The organism is Methylobacterium sp. D53M (genome assembly GCF_053345625.1).
Map to the genome: position 1 here is coordinate 813,515 of NZ_JBKFAL010000001.1, position 15,059 is coordinate 828,573.

The 15,059-nt window shown below is 69.8% G+C and carries 17 protein-coding genes; 14 read left to right on the top strand and 3 right to left on the bottom strand.

The genetic code is table 11. The features are described from left to right. The first annotated feature begins 11 nt into the window (after positions 1-11). From sufB to ACLBYG_RS03935, 11 genes are all read left to right on the top strand, one after another. A complete protein-coding gene (gene sufB / locus ACLBYG_RS03885) occupies positions 12-1,481 on the top strand; it encodes a Fe-S cluster assembly protein SufB (protein ID WP_026604969.1) in 1,470 nt (489 codons plus the stop codon). Positions 1,482-1,506: 25 nt separating this feature from the next. Further along, entirely contained in the window at positions 1,507-1,746 is a 240-nt protein-coding gene (locus ACLBYG_RS03890; protein ID WP_020093413.1) for a hypothetical protein, read from the top strand. A gap of 15 nt (positions 1,747-1,761) precedes the next feature. Next, positions 1,762-2,514, top strand: a complete 753-nt coding sequence (gene sufC / locus ACLBYG_RS03895; RefSeq protein ID WP_020093412.1) for a Fe-S cluster assembly ATPase SufC — start codon at positions 1,762-1,764, stop codon at positions 2,512-2,514. 3 nt (positions 2,515-2,517) lie between these two features. Next, positions 2,518-3,840 carry a SufB/SufD family protein gene (locus ACLBYG_RS03900; RefSeq protein WP_447680645.1) on the top strand — a complete coding sequence of 441 codons (1,323 nt, stop codon included), beginning with the start codon at positions 2,518-2,520 and terminating at the stop codon, positions 3,838-3,840. 204 nt (positions 3,841-4,044) lie between these two features. Continuing rightward, positions 4,045-5,289 (top strand): cysteine desulfurase, encoded by a 1,245-nt coding sequence (locus tag ACLBYG_RS03905; RefSeq protein ID WP_447680646.1) that lies wholly within the window; start codon positions 4,045-4,047, stop codon positions 5,287-5,289. A 50-nt stretch (positions 5,290-5,339) separates the two neighbouring features. Next, positions 5,340-5,723: an SUF system Fe-S cluster assembly protein gene (locus ACLBYG_RS03910; protein WP_020093409.1), complete on the top strand. Its 384-nt coding sequence runs from the start codon at positions 5,340-5,342 to the stop codon at positions 5,721-5,723. A gap of 261 nt (positions 5,724-5,984) precedes the next feature. Further along, on the top strand, positions 5,985-6,302 hold the full coding sequence (locus tag ACLBYG_RS03915; protein WP_447680647.1) for a hypothetical protein: 318 nt from the start codon (positions 5,985-5,987) through the stop codon (positions 6,300-6,302). A 300-nt stretch (positions 6,303-6,602) separates the two neighbouring features. After that, the gene (locus tag ACLBYG_RS03920) at positions 6,603-6,929 is read left to right on the top strand and encodes a hypothetical protein (protein WP_042673770.1); all 327 of its coding nucleotides are present in this window, start codon (positions 6,603-6,605) and stop codon (positions 6,927-6,929) included. Positions 6,930-7,202: 273 nt separating this feature from the next. Then, positions 7,203-7,454 (top strand): hypothetical protein, encoded by a 252-nt coding sequence (locus tag ACLBYG_RS03925; RefSeq protein WP_447680648.1) that lies wholly within the window; start codon positions 7,203-7,205, stop codon positions 7,452-7,454. 171 nt (positions 7,455-7,625) lie between these two features. Next, positions 7,626-8,561, top strand: coding sequence for an ABC transporter ATP-binding protein (locus ACLBYG_RS03930; RefSeq protein ID WP_042673784.1), 936 nt, complete (start codon positions 7,626-7,628; stop codon positions 8,559-8,561). Between the two features lie 14 nt (positions 8,562-8,575). After that, positions 8,576-9,337, top strand: a complete 762-nt coding sequence (locus ACLBYG_RS03935; protein WP_447680689.1) for an ABC transporter permease — start codon at positions 8,576-8,578, stop codon at positions 9,335-9,337. Between the two features lie 4 nt (positions 9,338-9,341). Here ACLBYG_RS03935 and ACLBYG_RS03940 read toward each other — a convergent pair whose 3' ends face one another. Beyond that, positions 9,342-10,106, bottom strand: coding sequence for an alpha/beta fold hydrolase (locus ACLBYG_RS03940; RefSeq protein ID WP_091679936.1), 765 nt, complete (start codon positions 10,104-10,106; stop codon positions 9,342-9,344). Positions 10,107-10,222: 116 nt separating this feature from the next. On the opposite strand from ACLBYG_RS03940, the gene ACLBYG_RS03945 reads away from it, so the two are divergent. Next, a complete protein-coding gene (locus ACLBYG_RS03945; RefSeq protein ID WP_020093401.1) occupies positions 10,223-11,065 on the top strand; it encodes an FkbM family methyltransferase in 843 nt (280 codons plus the stop codon). On the opposite strand, the gene sfsA is transcribed toward ACLBYG_RS03945, so the two are convergent. Beyond that, positions 11,052-11,765 (bottom strand): DNA/RNA nuclease SfsA, encoded by a 714-nt coding sequence (sfsA, locus tag ACLBYG_RS03950; protein ID WP_447680649.1) that lies wholly within the window; start codon positions 11,763-11,765, stop codon positions 11,052-11,054. The genes ACLBYG_RS03945 and sfsA overlap by 14 nt on opposite strands. Positions 11,766-11,842: 77 nt before the next feature. Between sfsA and ACLBYG_RS03955 the strand changes: the two genes are divergently transcribed. Both ACLBYG_RS03955 and ACLBYG_RS03960 read left to right on the top strand, forming a co-directional pair. Continuing rightward, positions 11,843-12,583: a competence/damage-inducible protein A gene (locus tag ACLBYG_RS03955; RefSeq protein WP_447680650.1), complete on the top strand. Its 741-nt coding sequence runs from the start codon at positions 11,843-11,845 to the stop codon at positions 12,581-12,583. A gap of 43 nt (positions 12,584-12,626) precedes the next feature. After that, positions 12,627-13,496, top strand: a complete 870-nt coding sequence (locus ACLBYG_RS03960) for a formate/nitrite transporter family protein (RefSeq protein ID WP_447680651.1) — start codon at positions 12,627-12,629, stop codon at positions 13,494-13,496. A 79-nt stretch (positions 13,497-13,575) separates the two neighbouring features. Here ACLBYG_RS03960 and ACLBYG_RS03965 read toward each other — a convergent pair whose 3' ends face one another. After that, on the bottom strand, positions 13,576-14,856 hold the full coding sequence (locus tag ACLBYG_RS03965; RefSeq protein WP_020093397.1) for an NAD(P)/FAD-dependent oxidoreductase: 1,281 nt from the start codon (positions 14,854-14,856) through the stop codon (positions 13,576-13,578). Positions 14,857-15,059 lie beyond the last annotated feature (203 nt).

Sequence of the window (15,059 nt, forward strand, 5' to 3'; positions counted from 1 at the left end):
AGGAGACGCTGATGCCTGCTGTGCAGGAAACCATCGACCGGGTCCGCTCGATCGACCTCGACCAGTACAAGTACGGGTTCGAGACCACGATCGAGATGGAGAAGTCCGAGAAGGGCATCTCCGAGGACGTCGTCCGCTTCATCTCGGCCAAGAAGAACGAGCCCGCGTGGCTGCTGGAGTGGCGCCTCGACGCCTACCGGCGCTGGCTCACCATGAAGGAGCCGGAGTGGGCCCGCGTCTCCTACGACAAGGTCGACTACAACGACATCTACTACTACGCCGCCCCGAAGCGGCAGGGGCCGGAATCGCTCGACGAGATCGATCCCGAGATCCTGAAGACCTACGAGAAGCTCGGCATCCCGCTGCGCGAAGTCGAGGTGCTGGAGGGCATCGCGCCCGAGCGCCGGGTCGCGGTCGACGCCGTGTTCGATTCGGTCTCGGTTGCCACCACCTTCAAGAAGGAGCTGGAGAAGGCCGGCGTGATCTTCATGCCGATCTCCGAGGCGGTGCGCGAGCACCCCGAGCTGGTGCAGAAGTACCTCGGCTCGGTCGTGCCGGTGACCGACAACTTCTTCGCGACGCTGAACTCGGCCGTCTTCTCCGACGGGTCGTTCGTCTACATCCCGCCGGGCGTGCGCTGCCCGATGGAGCTGTCGACCTACTTCCGCATCAACGAGCGCGACACCGGCCAGTTCGAGCGCACGCTGATCATCGCCGACAAGGGCTCCTACGTCTCGTACCTTGAGGGCTGCACCGCCCCGAAGCGCGACGACAACCAGCTCCACGCCGCGGTGGTCGAACTCGTCGCCCTGGACGATGCCGAGATCAAGTACTCGACCGTTCAGAACTGGTACCCGGGTGACAACGAGGGCAAGGGCGGCATCTACAACTTCGTGACGAAGCGCGGCGATTGCCGCGGCGCCCGCTCGAAGATCTCGTGGACCCAGGTCGAGACCGGCTCGGCGATCACCTGGAAGTACCCGTCCTGCATCCTGCGCGGCGACGATTCCCGCGGCGAGTTCTACTCGATCGCGGTGTCGAACGGCATGCAGCAGGTCGATTCCGGCACCAAGATGATCCATCTCGGCAAGAACACGACGAGCCGGATCATCTCGAAGGGCATCTCGGCCGGCCGGTCGCAGAACACCTACCGGGGCCTCGTCTCGGCGCACCGGAAGGCCAAGGGCGCGCGCAACTTCACGAACTGCGACTCCCTGCTGATCGGCGACCAGTGCGGCGCGCACACCGTGCCCTACATCGAGTCGAAGAACGCCTCGGCCGTCTTCGAGCACGAAGCGACGACCTCGAAGATTTCCGAGGAGCAGAAGTTCTACTGCCAGCAGCGCGGCCTCTCCGAGGAGGAGGCGACCGCGCTCATCGTCAACGGCTTCGTCCGGGACGTGCTGCAGCAGCTGCCCATGGAGTTCGCCGTCGAGGCGCAGAAGCTGATCTCGATCAGCCTGGAAGGCTCGGTGGGCTGACCGCCTGGGCGGATACGACGACGACGTGCTGCGCGCGGCCCATCGGCACAGCGCGCGGCACGCCGACGAGGTCAGGAGCAGCGTCCTGTGCGGATGCTTCTTCTGCCTCGAGGTTTTCGCGCCGGACGAGATCGCGGGCTGGATCGCCGATGAGGGCACCGCCCTCTGTCCCCGATGCGGCATCGACGCGGTGATCGGCGACCTCTCCGGCTACCCGGCCGGGAGCGCCGCGTTCCTGCGGGCGATGCGGGACGAATGGTTTTGAAGGACTTGGACTGACATGCTGGAAATCAAGAACCTCGTCGTGCAGATCGAGGACAACCGCATCCTGAACGGCCTCAACCTGACCGTGAACGACGGCGAGGTCGCGGCGATCATGGGCCCGAACGGCTCGGGCAAGTCGACCCTCTCCTACGTCATCGCCGGCAAGGAGGATTACGAGGTTCTCGACGGCGAGATCCTGCTCGACGGGCAGAACGTTCTGGAGATGGCCGCCGACGAGCGCGCCGCGGCCGGCATCTTCCTGGCCTTCCAGTACCCGCTGGAGATCCCCGGCGTCGGCACCATGACCTTCCTCAAGGCCTGCCTGAACGCGCAGCGCAAGGCGCGCGGCGAGGCCGAGCTGTCGACCCCGGACTTCATCCGCGCGGTGAACGGCGCGGCCGACAAGCTCGAGATCAACAAGGAGATGCTCAAGCGCGCCCTCAACGTCGGCTTCTCCGGCGGCGAGAAGAAGCGCATGGAGATCCTCCAGATGGCGCTGCTGCAGCCGAAGTTCTGCGTGCTCGACGAGACCGATTCCGGCCTCGACATCGACGCCCTGCGGATCGTCTCCGAGGGCGTGAACGCGCTCCGCGACCAGGGCCGCTCGTTCCTGGTGATCACCCACTACCAGCGCCTGCTCAACCACATCGTGCCCGACACCGTGCACGTCATGTCGAAGGGCCAGATCGTGAAGACCGGCGGCAAGGAGCTCGCCCTCGAGCTCGAGGCCTCGGGCTACGCCGAGTACCGCACCGGGGAGGCGGCCTGAGCCATGGCCGACGTCACGAACCTCCGCTCCCCCGCCGAGGCCGGCCTGTCGAAGCTGTTCGAGTCGGCCCGCCAGAGCTTCGCCAGCGAGAAGGCGATCGCCCGCGAGGAGGCCTTCCGCTTCTTCGAGGCGACCGGCCTGCCGAGCCGGCGGGTCGAGGCCTTCAAGTACACGGACCTGCGCGCCGCCATCACCGAGGCCGCGCCCCCGGCCGAGGCGCCGAGCCTCGACGCCGCTCGGGCGGCCGTCGCCGGGGCGAAGGGCTTCTCCGGCATCGAGGCCGCGCGCCTGACCTTCGTGAACGGCCATCTCGTCCGCGAGCTGTCGGATCTCGACCGGATCCCCGAGGGCGTCACGGTCGTCGCGATGTCCGAGGCGCTGACGAAGGCGCATGTCGACCTGAAGCAGCTCGCGCCGGTAGCGCAGGCCCGGGAGAACCCGGTCTACCAGCTCAACACCGCCTTCCTGGCGGACGGCGCGCTGATCACGGTGGCGCCCGGCGCGAAGCCGGCGCGGCCGCTGCACCTGCGCTTCGTGGGCGCCGGAAACACGCCGTTCTCGACGGCGACCCGCGTGCTCGTCCAGATCGGCGAGGGCGCGGAGTTCGGTCTCCTGGAGAGCCACGAGGGTCCGGACGGGCTCACCTGCCAGCCGAACGACGCCCTCGACGTGGTGGTCGGCCCCAAGGCCGCCTTCCGGCACACCCGCCTGAACAAGCAGGGCGACGCCGCCATCGCGCTCTCGACCCTGTCGCTCAAGGTCGAGGCGGAGGGTCAGGTCGAGACCGTGAACCTCGTGACCGGAGCGGTCCTGTCGCGCCACCAGATCTTCGTCCACGTCGCGGGCGACGACACCAACGTCGTGGTCAACGGCGCCGCGATGCTGCGCAAGGGTCAGCTCGCCGACTCGACGCTGCTCGCCGACCATGCCGCGGTCGGCGGCGTCGGCCGCGAGCAGTTCAAGTGGATCATCGACGGCGACGCCACCGGCGTGTTCCAGGGCAAGATCATCGTCCGTCAGGCTGCCCAGCAGACCGACGGCAAGATGAAGTCCGACTGCCTTCTCCTCACCGACGAGGGGCAGATGATGAACAAGCCGGAGCTGGAGATCTTCGCCGACGACGTCGCCTGCGGCCACGGGGCCACCTGCGGCGCGCCGGACGAGGACCTGCTGTTCTACCTGATGGCCCGCGGCCTGCCGCGCGCGACCGCCGAGAGCCTGCTCGTGCAGGCCTTCGTCGGCGAGGCCGTGGAGGCGGTCACGCACGAGGAGGCCCGCGCGGCGCTCATCGGCGAGATCGAGGCCTGGCTGAAGGCGCGCGGCTGATCGTCCCGGCCGGTCCCGCTCCGCGGACCGGCCCTCCTCGAAACCTGATCCCGTCCCGAGGGCGCCGCGGCAGCGGGCCCTGATGAGCGGGATCCAGGGATCGCAACGCCAGCTGGAGGCCTCCTTCGAGGCCTCCGCTTCGCTCCGGCACCTCGGGATGAGGGCTGTTCCCGGGATCGGCGAAGTCTTCGGAAGGTCGCGACCATGAACGCACCCGTCCTCACCCCCGCCTACGACGTCGCGGCGATCCGGAAGGATTTCCCGATCCTGGCGCAGCAGGTCTACGGCAAGCCGCTCGTCTACCTCGACAACGCCGCCTCCGCGCAGAAGCCCCGGCAGGTGATCGACGCGATGGTCGCCTGCATGGAGACCGGCTACGCCAACGTCCATCGCGGCCTGCACTACATGGCCAACGCCGCCACCGAGGGCTTCGAGGGCGCGCGCGAGACCACGCGCCAGTTCCTCAACGCCGCCTCGACGGACGAGATCATCTTCACCCGCAACGCCACCGAGGCCTACAACCTCGTGGCCTCGTCGATGGGCTGGGCCGGCCTGATCGGGGAGGGGGACGAGATCATCCTCTCGATCATGGAGCACCACTCCAACATCGTGCCCTGGCACTTCCTGCGCGAGCGCCGGGGCGCCGTGATCAAGTGGGCGCCGGTGGACGACGAGGGCAATTTCCTGGTCGAGGAATACGAGAAGCTGTTCTCGCCGCGGACCAAGATGGTGGCGATCACCCACATGTCGAACGTGCTCGGCACGGTGACGCCCGCGGCCGAGATCGTGCGCATCGCCCACGCCCACGGCGTGCCGGTGCTGCTCGACGGGGCCCAGAGCGCGGTGCACCAGCCCGTCGACGTGCGGGCGCTCGATTGCGACTTCTTCGTCTTCACCGGCCACAAAGTCTACGGCCCGACCGGGATCGGCGTGCTCTACGGCAAGAAGGAATGGCTGGAGCGCCTGCCGCCCTACCAGGGCGGCGGCGAGATGATCCGGACGGTGAGCGAGGACGCGATCACCTACAACGATCCGCCCCACCGGTTCGAGGCCGGCACCCCGGCCATCATCGAGGCGGTCGGTCTCGGCGCCGCGCTCGAGTACATGATGAATCTCGGGCGCGACGCGATCGCCGCCCACGAGGCGAAGCTCACGGCCTACGCGCAGGAGCGCCTCGGCGCGATGAATGCCCTGCGCCTCATCGGCACCGCACCGGGCAAGGGCGGCGTGATCGCCTTCGAGATGAAGGGCGCGCACGCCCACGACATCGCCACGGTGATCGACCGGCAGGGCGTGGCGGTGCGGGCCGGGACCCACTGCGCGATGCCGCTGCTCAACCGCTTCGGCGTCACCTCGACCTGCCGCGCCTCGTTCGGGCTTTACAACACGACCGCCGAGATCGATGCCCTTGCCGAGGCGCTCGGCAGAGCAGAAATGCTGTTCACCTGATACTGGGATGAGGCTGGTCCCGCCCGCGCGGGCCCGGGGAGAGTGAAGCGATGAGCACCGACGCCACCATCACGGGCGGCAAGAACGCCCCCGACGTCGCCGGCGACTCGACGATCCCGCAGGCGGAACTGGACCGCCTGACCGACGACATCGTCGCGGCGCTGAAGACGGTCTACGATCCCGAGATTCCGGCCGACATCTACGAGCTCGGGCTGATCTACAAGGTCGATATCGGCGACGATCGCGTCGTCGCGATCGACATGACCCTCACGGCGCCCGGCTGCCCGGTCGCGGGCGAGATGCCCGGCTGGGTCGAGAACGCCGTGTCCGCCGTGCCCGGGGTCCAGTCCTGCGCGGTGACCATGGTCTTCGACCCGCCGTGGGACCAGAGCCGCATGTCGGACGAGGCCCGCGTCGCCCTCGACATGTGGTAGCGCTCCGGCGGAGCCTCACGGCTTCCCGAAGGGACTCCCGGGCGCGACGCGCGGACCCTGCGCGGCGCCCGATCGTCGTTGCGCGAGAAAGGCTCGCACCGCGCCCCGGACGCGGGTGGCGAGTGTCGACGCCGGCGCGATCTGCGGACTTCTACGCAGCCGTTAAGGCCCCGCTAACCATGACCCCGCAGATCGGTGGCGGCCGCCGCGAGGGCGGCCTCTCCTCGATACAGTTGGTGGAAGCGGATGGCTGCGGGCTACGTGGTCGCGGCGTTCTTGGAGGCGGCCGGGCTGGCCGGCCTCGTGATCGCCGTGCTCAAGATGCGGACGGAGCGGCGGGCGCGGGCCGCGGACTTGCGGAGCTTCCTTCGCTCCGGACAGATCCCGATTGTCGAGATCGGGGGGATGCGCCGTCCCGCGGACGCTGCCGCGCGGCTGATCGCCGTCCCGTACACGACCGGCCGGGGCGGTGCTCCGGAGGCTCGTCCGTCGGCCGCCCGCGCGGCGCTCGGACGCGCCTTCACGTCCGGCGGCGCGGCGCCGCGGGCCGGGTTGATTGGCGCAATCAGCGCAGGATGACGTCGAGGCCGCTGCCGAGCAGGACCACGGCGCTGAGCGTCAGCATGAACTTCAGGTCTTCGAGACGGGCGCTCATGATCGATCCTCGATGTTCGGCTGATTGGCCGCCGTTCCGATGACCGATGATCACCAGATTAACGAATTTTTCGCGAGTCCTTTCAGGATCCGTTAGGGATTTACCGACGGTTTCCGTTTGCTAACGTTACCGATGTGTTAAGACCTCTTCCGGAGCCGTCGGCTCATTCTGGTCCGGCGGGGCGGCACGATCTGCGCCGGCCGGAACTCACGAAGGTTCGAGCCATGTCCCCACGTCCGCGCACGACCTTCGGGCGGGCCGTCGACTGGATGTTTCGCGACAGGACCACCGGCGCGATCACCGTGGCGCAGTGGCCGAACCTGCCGCTCTGGCTCTTCGCGGGCCTGAGCCTCGCGGCCTGGCTGGCCCGGGACAGGGGAGAGCTGGCCCCCTGGCTGCCGGCCTCCTCTCTGTCCTTCGGGGCCGATATCGCGTTGACATGGTGGGCGATCGACGAGCTCCTGCGCGGCGTGAATCCCTGGCGCCGGATCCTCGGTGCAGCGACCCTGATCGGCCTGGCCGCGCTGATCACGCTTCGGCGAGCGGCCTAGTGCCGGAACCATGCTACCGGCAATTGTATTTCTGGATGTTGATTCGGAACGGAGGCTGAACCGACTTCGCCGATTACAGATGAGCGGCACAAGATCTCGGTCCGGGGTGGCTGTCCGCGCGTTCTGGACAGTGCGGCCCTGCCAAGCTGATACCATAACGGTAGGTTGCACCCGCCGAGAAAGTGTGGATGGTCGTGCCGCGCGCCGCGTGAGCAGCGTCTGTGGGCATCCCGTGCATCCGAGCTCGGCCGAAGGACTGGTTTCGAAGAGATCATGACGGACGCGGGCGGATTCGATCTCGACGGCACGGCGAAATCCGCTCACGAGCGGGAAGTGCTGCTTCGCCAGATCGCCCACGCGCTGAACGTCCCGGTCTCGATCTTCCGCGGGCCGCCGGGGTCCCCGGCAGCCGGCGGCCCGAGCGCCGCGGAATGCGCCGCCCTGCTGACCGCCTTCTCGCGCATCGAGGATCCGGAACTCCGCAAGGAGTGCCTCGCGCTGGCGGAGCGCCTCGGCCGCCGGTGAGCGGCGGGCGCCCTCGCGGTGCGGTGGCGCACACGGGCTCGGTCAGCGCCGGTCATTCACCATGCTATAGGGGCGCCCGCCGCCGGAGGCGCCCCGCTCGGCCGGCCCCTCGCGTGTCCGGTGCCTGAGCATGGCTGCCGGACCCGTGCACGCTCCCGCTCGCACCAGGCTCTGATGCCGATCATCTCCATCTCGAAGCTGTCGAAGACCTACACGTCCGGCTTCACAGCCCTGCGCGACATCGACCTCGCCATCGAGCGCGGCGAGATCTTCGCGCTGCTCGGTCCGAACGGAGCGGGCAAATCCACGCTTATCAACATCGTCTGCGGGATCGTCACCGCGAGTGCGGGGACCGTCCTGGTCGACGGCCACGATATCGCGGCGGATTACCGCGCCGCGCGCCGGGCCATCGGGCTCGTCCCGCAGGAACTCACCACCGACGCCTTCGAGACGGTGCTGAACACCGTGAGCTTCTCCCGCGGCCTGTTCGGGCTGCGGCCGGATCCCGGGCATATCGAGCGGATCCTCCGGGCGCTGTCCCTCTGGGACAAGCGCGACAGCCGGCTGATGACCCTGTCGGGCGGCATGAAGCGGCGGGTGCTCATCGCCAAAGCGTTGTCGCACGAGCCCCGGGTGCTGTTTCTCGACGAGCCCACCGCGGGCGTCGACGTGGAGCTGCGCCAGGACATGTGGCGCCTCGTGCGCGACCTGCGCCAGCAGGGCGTCACCGTCATCCTCACCACCCACTACATCGAGGAGGCCGAGGAGATGGCCGACCGCATCGGCGTGATCCGCCGGGGCGAGATCATCCTCGTGGAGGAGAAGGCCGCGCTGATGCGCAAGCTCGGGCGCAAGCAGCTGACGCTCCACCTCCAGCAGCCGATCGCCGCGGTACCGCCGGAACTCGCCGATTACGGCCTGGCACTCGGCGGGGAGGGGACCGAGCTGGTCTACACCTACGACACCCGCGCCGAGCGCACCGGCATCACCGGGCTCCTGACCGGCCTCGCGGCGGCGGGCATCCGCTTCAACGACCTCCACACCGAGCAGAGCTCGCTGGAGGACATCTTCGTCGGCCTCGTGCGCGAGGAGAGGGCACAGCCATGAGCGCGGCGTTCAGCATGAACTGGCCGGCGGTCCGGGCCATCTACCTGTTCGAGATGGGCCGCTTCTGGCGCACCGCCGGGCAGAGCATCCTGGCCCCCGTCATCTCGACGACCCTGTACTTCGTGGTCTTCGGCGCGGCGATCGGCTCCCGGGTCTCGGCGGTCGACGACGTGCCCTACGGGCTGTTCATCGTGCCCGGCCTGATCATGCTCTCGCTGCTGACGCAGAGCATCTCCAACGCCTCGTTCGGCATCTACTTCCCGCGCTTCGCCGGCACGATCTACGAGATCCTGTCGGCGCCGATCTCGCCGCTGGAGGTGGTGCTGGGCTTCGTCGGCGCCGCGGCCTCGAAGTCGATCCTGATCGGGCTGATCATCCTGGCCACCTCGGCCCTGTTCGTGCCGCTGCGGATCGACCACCCGCTCTGGATGATCGGGTTCTTGCTGCTCTCCGCTGTGACGTTCAGCCTGTTCGGCTTCGTCATCGGCCTGTGGGCCGACGGGTTCGAGAAGCTGCAGCTGGTGCCGCTCCTCGTCGTGACCCCGCTCACCTTCCTGGGCGGCAGCTTCTACGCGATCAGCATGCTGCCGCCGTTCTGGCACGCGGTGAGCCTGCTGAACCCGGTCGTGTACCTGATCAGCGGTTTCCGCTGGGCGTTCTTCGGCAAGGCGGACGTGAACATCGCGGTCAGCCTCGGCATGACCGCGCTGTTCCTGGTGATCTGCCTCGGCCTCGTGACCTACATCTTCCGCACGGGCTACCGGCTGAAGAGCTGAGGCCTCAGGGCTGCGCGGCCAGGAAGGCCAGCACCCCGTCCCGGTGCGGCTTGGCGCCGACCGCCGTGGAGTGGTCCTTGCCCTCGATCTCGAGGGCCCGGGCGTCCGGGATCAGGGCGGCGAGGGCCGGCCCCGAGCCCGCGACCGTGTCGAGGGTCCCGACCGAGACCAGGACCGGCACCTCGATCTGCGCGAGCTCGCCCCGGCTGAGCGTCTGGCGCGAGCCGCGCATGCAGGCGGCGAGCGCCCGCAGGTCGCTCCGGGTCTGCTCGGCGAACATCCGGAAGGCCGCCGCCGTGGGGTTGGGCGCGGGCGTCCCGGCGGGCGCCTCCAGGGCCTCGGCGATGCCGGAGGGCAGGCCCTTGCCCTCGATCAGGTGCATCCCGAGGCCGCCGATCAGGGCCGAGCGCACCCGGTCCGCGTGGTCGAGCGCGAGATGCGCGGTGATCCGCCCGCCCATCGAGTAGCCCATGACGTGGGCGCGCCCGATCCCGAGATGGTCGAGGAGCCGGACCGCGTCGCCGGCCATGGCCTCGGAGCTGTAGGCGGCCGGATCGTAGAGCTTCTCGCTCTCGCCGTGGCCGCGGTTGTCCAGCGCGATCGCGCGGTAGCCGGCCTGGGTCAGGGCCTTCACCCACTGGGTGTTGACCCAGTTGACCGCGTGGTTCGACGCGAATCCGTGGATCAGCAGGATCGGCTTGCCCGGACCGTCCGCCGGCGGGACGTCGATATAGGCGATCCGCACGCCGTCGGAATTGAAGGTCTCCATGCCACGCAACCTGTGTTCATCAAGCTCGGCCACGGCTTAGACCACCCGGGCGCGCGGGAGCAACGCGGATCGATCCGCTTGCGGGTCGGAGCGCCGGCTGGCAAACCGCCCCGGTCATGACGGACACGCAGCCCTACGGCACCTACGAACCGTCCGGCCTCGTGGCGGCGATCACCCGCCGCACGAACCGGATCCCGGCCGAGTCCTGGTACGGGCGGCGCCTCGCGCTGTTCCTGCGCCGGATCGCGATCGCGCGCCTCGGGGGCAAGCCCCTCGACGTGACCCGCTACGGCGCGCGGATGCGGCTGCACCCGTACAACAACAACTGCGAGAAGAAGGTGCTCTTCACCCCGCAGTTCTTCGATCCGGAGGAGCGGGCGCTGCTGCAGGAGCGCCTGCCGCGGGACTGCGTGTTCCTCGACATCGGCGCCAATGTCGGCGCCTACGCCCTCTGCGTGGCCGCGTTCTCGGGGCCGGGGGCGCGGATCGTCGCCGTCGAGCCGCAGCCGGACGTGTTCGACCGCCTGACCTACAACATCGCCCAGAACCCGTTCCACACCGTCAAGGCGGTCGCCTGCGCGGTGGCCGACAAGGCCGGCGAGCTGACCCTGTTCATCGATCCGCGCAACCGCGGCGAGTCGAGCCTGCGCATCGTCGGCACCAACGAGGGCGCGCGGATCACCGTGCCGGCGGTGACGCTCCTCGACCTGCTGCGCAGCGAGGGCCTCGACCGCGTCGACGCCATCAAGCTCGACGTCGAGGGCGCGGAGGACCTGATCCTGGAACCGTTCCTCCGCGAGGCGCCGGACGCGCTCCTGCCGCGGATCCTGCTGGTCGAGAACGGCACCGGCCAGTGGCAGCTCGACCTGCTGCGGCATCTGGGGCGCTACGGCTACCGCGAGATCGCGCGCTCGCGTCTCAACCTGATGTTCGAGCGCGGCGCCGTCAGGCCGGCGTGATCACCGGGATCTCCTCGGCGATGGCGACGCCCTCCGGCGCGACGGCGCAGCGATAGGCGCGGACCGCGACGCCCGCCGCGCGCGCCTCGCGGAACGCCCGGTCGAAGGCGGGATCGATGTCCCGGGCGACGTCGAAGGCCTCGGCCCGCATCTGCACGACGATGACCACCAGCGCGCGACCGCCCTCGGCCACGACCTGCGCCAGGTCGCGCATGTGCCGGGCGCTGCGGGCCGCCTTGCAGTCCGGGAACTCGGCCAGGCCCGCCCGCCGCATCAGGTGGCAGTTCTTGACCTCGACGTGGCATGGCCCCGTAGCCGCGCCGCTCGCGAGGAAGTCGACCCGGCTGGCCGCCGCGTAGCGCACCTCGGGCCTCAGCGCGTCGTGGCCGTCGAGCGCCGCGATCGCGCCGGCCCGGAAGGCCTCGGCCACGAGCGCGTTCGGCCGCATCGTGTTGATGCCGACCCACTGCGCCCCGCCGGGGAGGTCGGCCTCCACCAGCTCCCAGGTGAGCGGCAGCTTGCGCGCGGGGTTGCCCGAGCGCGACAGCAGCACGCGCGCGCCCGGCGTGTTGAGCCCGAGCATGGCTCCGGGATTGGGGCAGTGAACGGTGAGGCGGCCGTCATCGGTGTCGATATCGGCGAGGAAGCGCTTGTAGCGCTGCACGAGCCGTCCCGGCACCAGCGACGCGGCGAACTGCATGGGATCCTCGGGGTTCACGTAGTCGCGGGCCGCGGTCGCGCTATCTGCCTGCAGGACCCGCCCGACGCCAGAGTTCCATGAGCCAGCCTTCCGAATCCGTCACCGCCGCGATCCTCGTCATCGGCGACGAGATCCTCTCGGGTCGCACCAAGGACAAGAACATCGGCACCATCGCCGACTTCCTCACCGCCGCCGGGATCGACCTGCGCGAGGTGCGGATCGTGCCCGACGAGGCGGCCATGATCGTCGAGGCGGTCAACGCCCTGCGCGCCCGCTACACCTACCTGTTCACCACCGGCGGGATCGGCCCGACCCACGACGACATCACCGCCGACTGCGTGGCCGAGGCCTTCGGGGTCGGCATCGACGTCGACGAGCGCGCCCGGGCGATGCTGCTGGAGCGGCACAAACCCGAGGATCTCAACGAGGCCCGCCTGCGCATGGCGCGGATCCCGTTCGGGGCCGACCTGATCGCCAATCCCGTCTCGAAGGCGCCGGGCTTCCGCATCGGCAACGTCCACGTGATGGCCGGCGTGCCCAGCATCATGCAGGCCATGCTGGACTCGATCGCCCCGAAGCTGACGGGCGGCGCCGCGATGCTGTCCGAGACGATCGAGGCGGCCGGCCTCCCGGAGGGCAGCTACGCGGGCGGCCTCGGCGAGATCGCGAGGGCGCGGCAAGCCGTATCCATCGGCTCGTACCCGGCGATCACGCCGGAGGGCTTCCGCAACCGGATCGTCGTGCGCAGCCGGGACCCGGAGGCCCTCGCCGAGGCGCGCGGCGCCGTCGAGGCCCTTCTGGCGCGGCTCTCGGCCTGACTCGTCCCGTCCGATCGATCGTGTTGCGTAGCGGAGCTGTCGGATGGTGCGGGATAGGGACAAGCGGGCCGACCCCGAGACGCGCCGGGACGAGCTGCTGAAGGAAGTCTCCGAGATCGGCCGGCCCGACGCCTACGTCCTGCACGAGGTCATCCGGCTCGAGGGCGACGAGGAACTGCGCCGCCACGGCCTCGCGCTGTTCCTCTCCGCCTTCGCGGCCGGGCTCAGCATCGCCCTGTCGCTGATCGTGCCGGGCGTGCTGCGAAGCCATCTCCCGGAGACTGACTGGGCCAAGATCGTCAGCTCGATGGGCTACGCGGTCGGGTTCCTGGTCGTCGTCCTCGGGCGCCAGCAGCTCTTCACCGAGAACACCATCACGCCGATCCTGCCGCTCCTGCACGACCGCTCCGTGAAGACGGCGCTCCGCGTCGTCAGGCTCTGGACGATCGTGCTGTCGGGCAACATCCTGGGCACGCTCGCGATCGCGACGCTGCTGGCCTATTCCGGCGCCTTCGAGCCTCCGGTCCTCCGGGCCTTCGCGGAGATCAGCCACGACGCCATCGCGCACGGCTTCTGGGCGACCTTCATCAAGGCCGTCTTCGCCGGATGGATGATCGCCCTGATGGTCTGGTTCCTGCCGGCCACCGCCAGCGCGGCGCCGTTCGTGATCCTCCTGATGACGTGGCTGGTCGCGCTCTGCAGCCTCGCCCACATCGTGGCCGGCTCCGTCGAGGCCTTCTACCTCGTAGTCACGGGCGCCGCCTCGCTGCACGATTACGCGGTGAAGTTCTTCCTTCCGACGCTGCTCGGCAACACGTTCGGCGGCGTGGCGCTGGTGGCGGTGCTGAACTACGGGCAGGTCGCCCCCGAGGTCGAGGAGACCAAGGCGGTCGAGGGCGAACGTCCGGACTGAGACCGAGAACTCGGGCCGAGGACTGGGCAGCCGGGCGGCACCGCGCGTCGCCCGCGACGCCGGATCCGCGCCGACCGCCTCAGTCGAGCCGCACCGGCGGGCTGATCAGGTGGTCGAGATCGTCGAGGACCCAGGTCATCGTCCCGCGCAGCGGCCCGTAGAGCCCGATCTGGTGCTGCCGGTAGAGGAGGTCGTGCGTCAGCCGCGCCGAGAGCCCGTTCAGGCGCCCGCCGCCGAACGTGTAGCGGCCGAGCGTGCCCCAGCCGTTGAAATCCGCGAGCGAGACGATCGCGCCCTTCTCGGCATAGTGGAACGGAGGCAGGTCCGCGTCGGGCGAATCCCCGCGGGCCAGCGCGCGGCCGAGATGGCGCGCGAGATGCTGCGCCTGCTGGCGTGCGGCCTGCGCGGTTGCCGGAACGGGGTGGCCGGTCCGGCAGTCGGTGAGGCTGGCGCAGTCGCCGAGGGCGATGATGGCCGGATCCCGGGTCGTGCGCAGGTCCGGGCAGACGACGAGTTGCCCGGCCCGCGAGCGCTCCAGGCCGTCGAGGCCGGCGAGCACGTCCGGCGCCTTGACGCCGGCGGCCCAAACCTTCAGCCCGGCCGGGATGCGGCGGCCGTCCTTCAGGATGAACCCGTCCGCGTCCGCGGCCGTCACCGTCGCGCCGGTCCGGACCTCGACGTCGAGATCCGACAGGGTGCGGGCGGCGGCGCGCGACACCTTCTCGGGGAAGGCCGGCAACAGGCGCGGCCCGCTCTCGATCAGCGTCAGGCGCAGGCGCCCCGGCAGGTCGGGCGAGCCGTAGGCCGCGAAGAGGTTGATGGCGTGCTTGAGCTCGGCGGCCAGCTCGACGCCGGTCGCACCGCCGCCCACGATGGCGATCTCCAGCAGGCCGCCGCCGTCGAGCCGGGCCAGGAGATGGCACCGCAGCTGTTCGTGGAAGTGCTCGGCCTCGGTCAGGTCGTCGATGGTCAGGCAATGCTCGGCCACGCCCGGCGTGCCGAAATCGTTGGCGCGGCTGCCGATGGCGAGCACCAGCAGGTCGTAGGCGCGCTCCACTTCCGGAACCCCCTCCGCGGCCTCGACCGCGAGCCGGACGCGCCTGGCCGCCCGGTCGATGCCCACGAGGGCGCCGGGCTGGAACCGGAAGCCGTTGCGGCGCGCCTGGGCGAAGAGATCCACCTTCTGCCGGTCGGCCCGGGCCGTACCCGCCGCGAAGGTGTGCAGCATCGGCTTCCAGACGTGCGAGAGGCTGCGATCGGCGAGGGTGACGTCGGCCCGGCCGCCGCGTCCGAGGCTGGTCGCCACCTCGATCCCGGCGACGCCGCCGCCGACGATCACGATCCGTGGTCTCTCCGCCATGACGTCTCCGCATCCTCACGGGTCGGGAACGCCGGTCACGGCCTCGATGTTCGCCGCGGCGCGCGCCGATTCCGCCCGGCGTCGGAAGCGCGTCCTGCGCGGCCCGTCCCCCGATCCCGCGCCGGGCGGGATCGCGTCGGCCCACAGGGGCCGTCGACCATGAAAAAAGCCGCCCGGAGGCGGCTTTCGTGAACGTCGCGCTG

Excerpts from the sequence above, each read along its gene's own strand:
- sufB (WP_026604969.1), top strand. The coding sequence starts at position 12 with ATGCCTGCTGTGCAGGAAACCATCGACCGGGTCCGCTCGATCGACCTC.
- sufC (WP_020093412.1), top strand. The coding sequence starts at position 1,762 with ATGCTGGAAATCAAGAACCTCGTCGTGCAGATCGAGGACAACCGCATC.
- ACLBYG_RS03900 (WP_447680645.1), top strand. The coding sequence starts at position 2,518 with ATGGCCGACGTCACGAACCTCCGCTCCCCCGCCGAGGCCGGCCTGTCG.
- ACLBYG_RS03905 (WP_447680646.1), top strand. The coding sequence starts at position 4,045 with ATGAACGCACCCGTCCTCACCCCCGCCTACGACGTCGCGGCGATCCGG.
- ACLBYG_RS03910 (WP_020093409.1), top strand. The coding sequence starts at position 5,340 with ATGAGCACCGACGCCACCATCACGGGCGGCAAGAACGCCCCCGACGTC.
- ACLBYG_RS03920 (WP_042673770.1), top strand. The coding sequence starts at position 6,603 with ATGTCCCCACGTCCGCGCACGACCTTCGGGCGGGCCGTCGACTGGATG.
- ACLBYG_RS03925 (WP_447680648.1), top strand. The coding sequence starts at position 7,203 with ATGACGGACGCGGGCGGATTCGATCTCGACGGCACGGCGAAATCCGCT.
- ACLBYG_RS03935 (WP_447680689.1), top strand. The coding sequence starts at position 8,576 with ATGAACTGGCCGGCGGTCCGGGCCATCTACCTGTTCGAGATGGGCCGC.
- ACLBYG_RS03940 (WP_091679936.1), bottom strand. The coding sequence starts at position 10,106 with ATGGAGACCTTCAATTCCGACGGCGTGCGGATCGCCTATATCGACGTC.
- ACLBYG_RS03945 (WP_020093401.1), top strand. The coding sequence starts at position 10,223 with ATGACGGACACGCAGCCCTACGGCACCTACGAACCGTCCGGCCTCGTG.
- sfsA (WP_447680649.1), bottom strand. The coding sequence starts at position 11,765 with ATGCAGTTCGCCGCGTCGCTGGTGCCGGGACGGCTCGTGCAGCGCTAC.
- ACLBYG_RS03955 (WP_447680650.1), top strand. The coding sequence starts at position 11,843 with ATGAGCCAGCCTTCCGAATCCGTCACCGCCGCGATCCTCGTCATCGGC.
- ACLBYG_RS03960 (WP_447680651.1), top strand. The coding sequence starts at position 12,627 with ATGGTGCGGGATAGGGACAAGCGGGCCGACCCCGAGACGCGCCGGGAC.
- ACLBYG_RS03965 (WP_020093397.1), bottom strand. The coding sequence starts at position 14,856 with ATGGCGGAGAGACCACGGATCGTGATCGTCGGCGGCGGCGTCGCCGGG.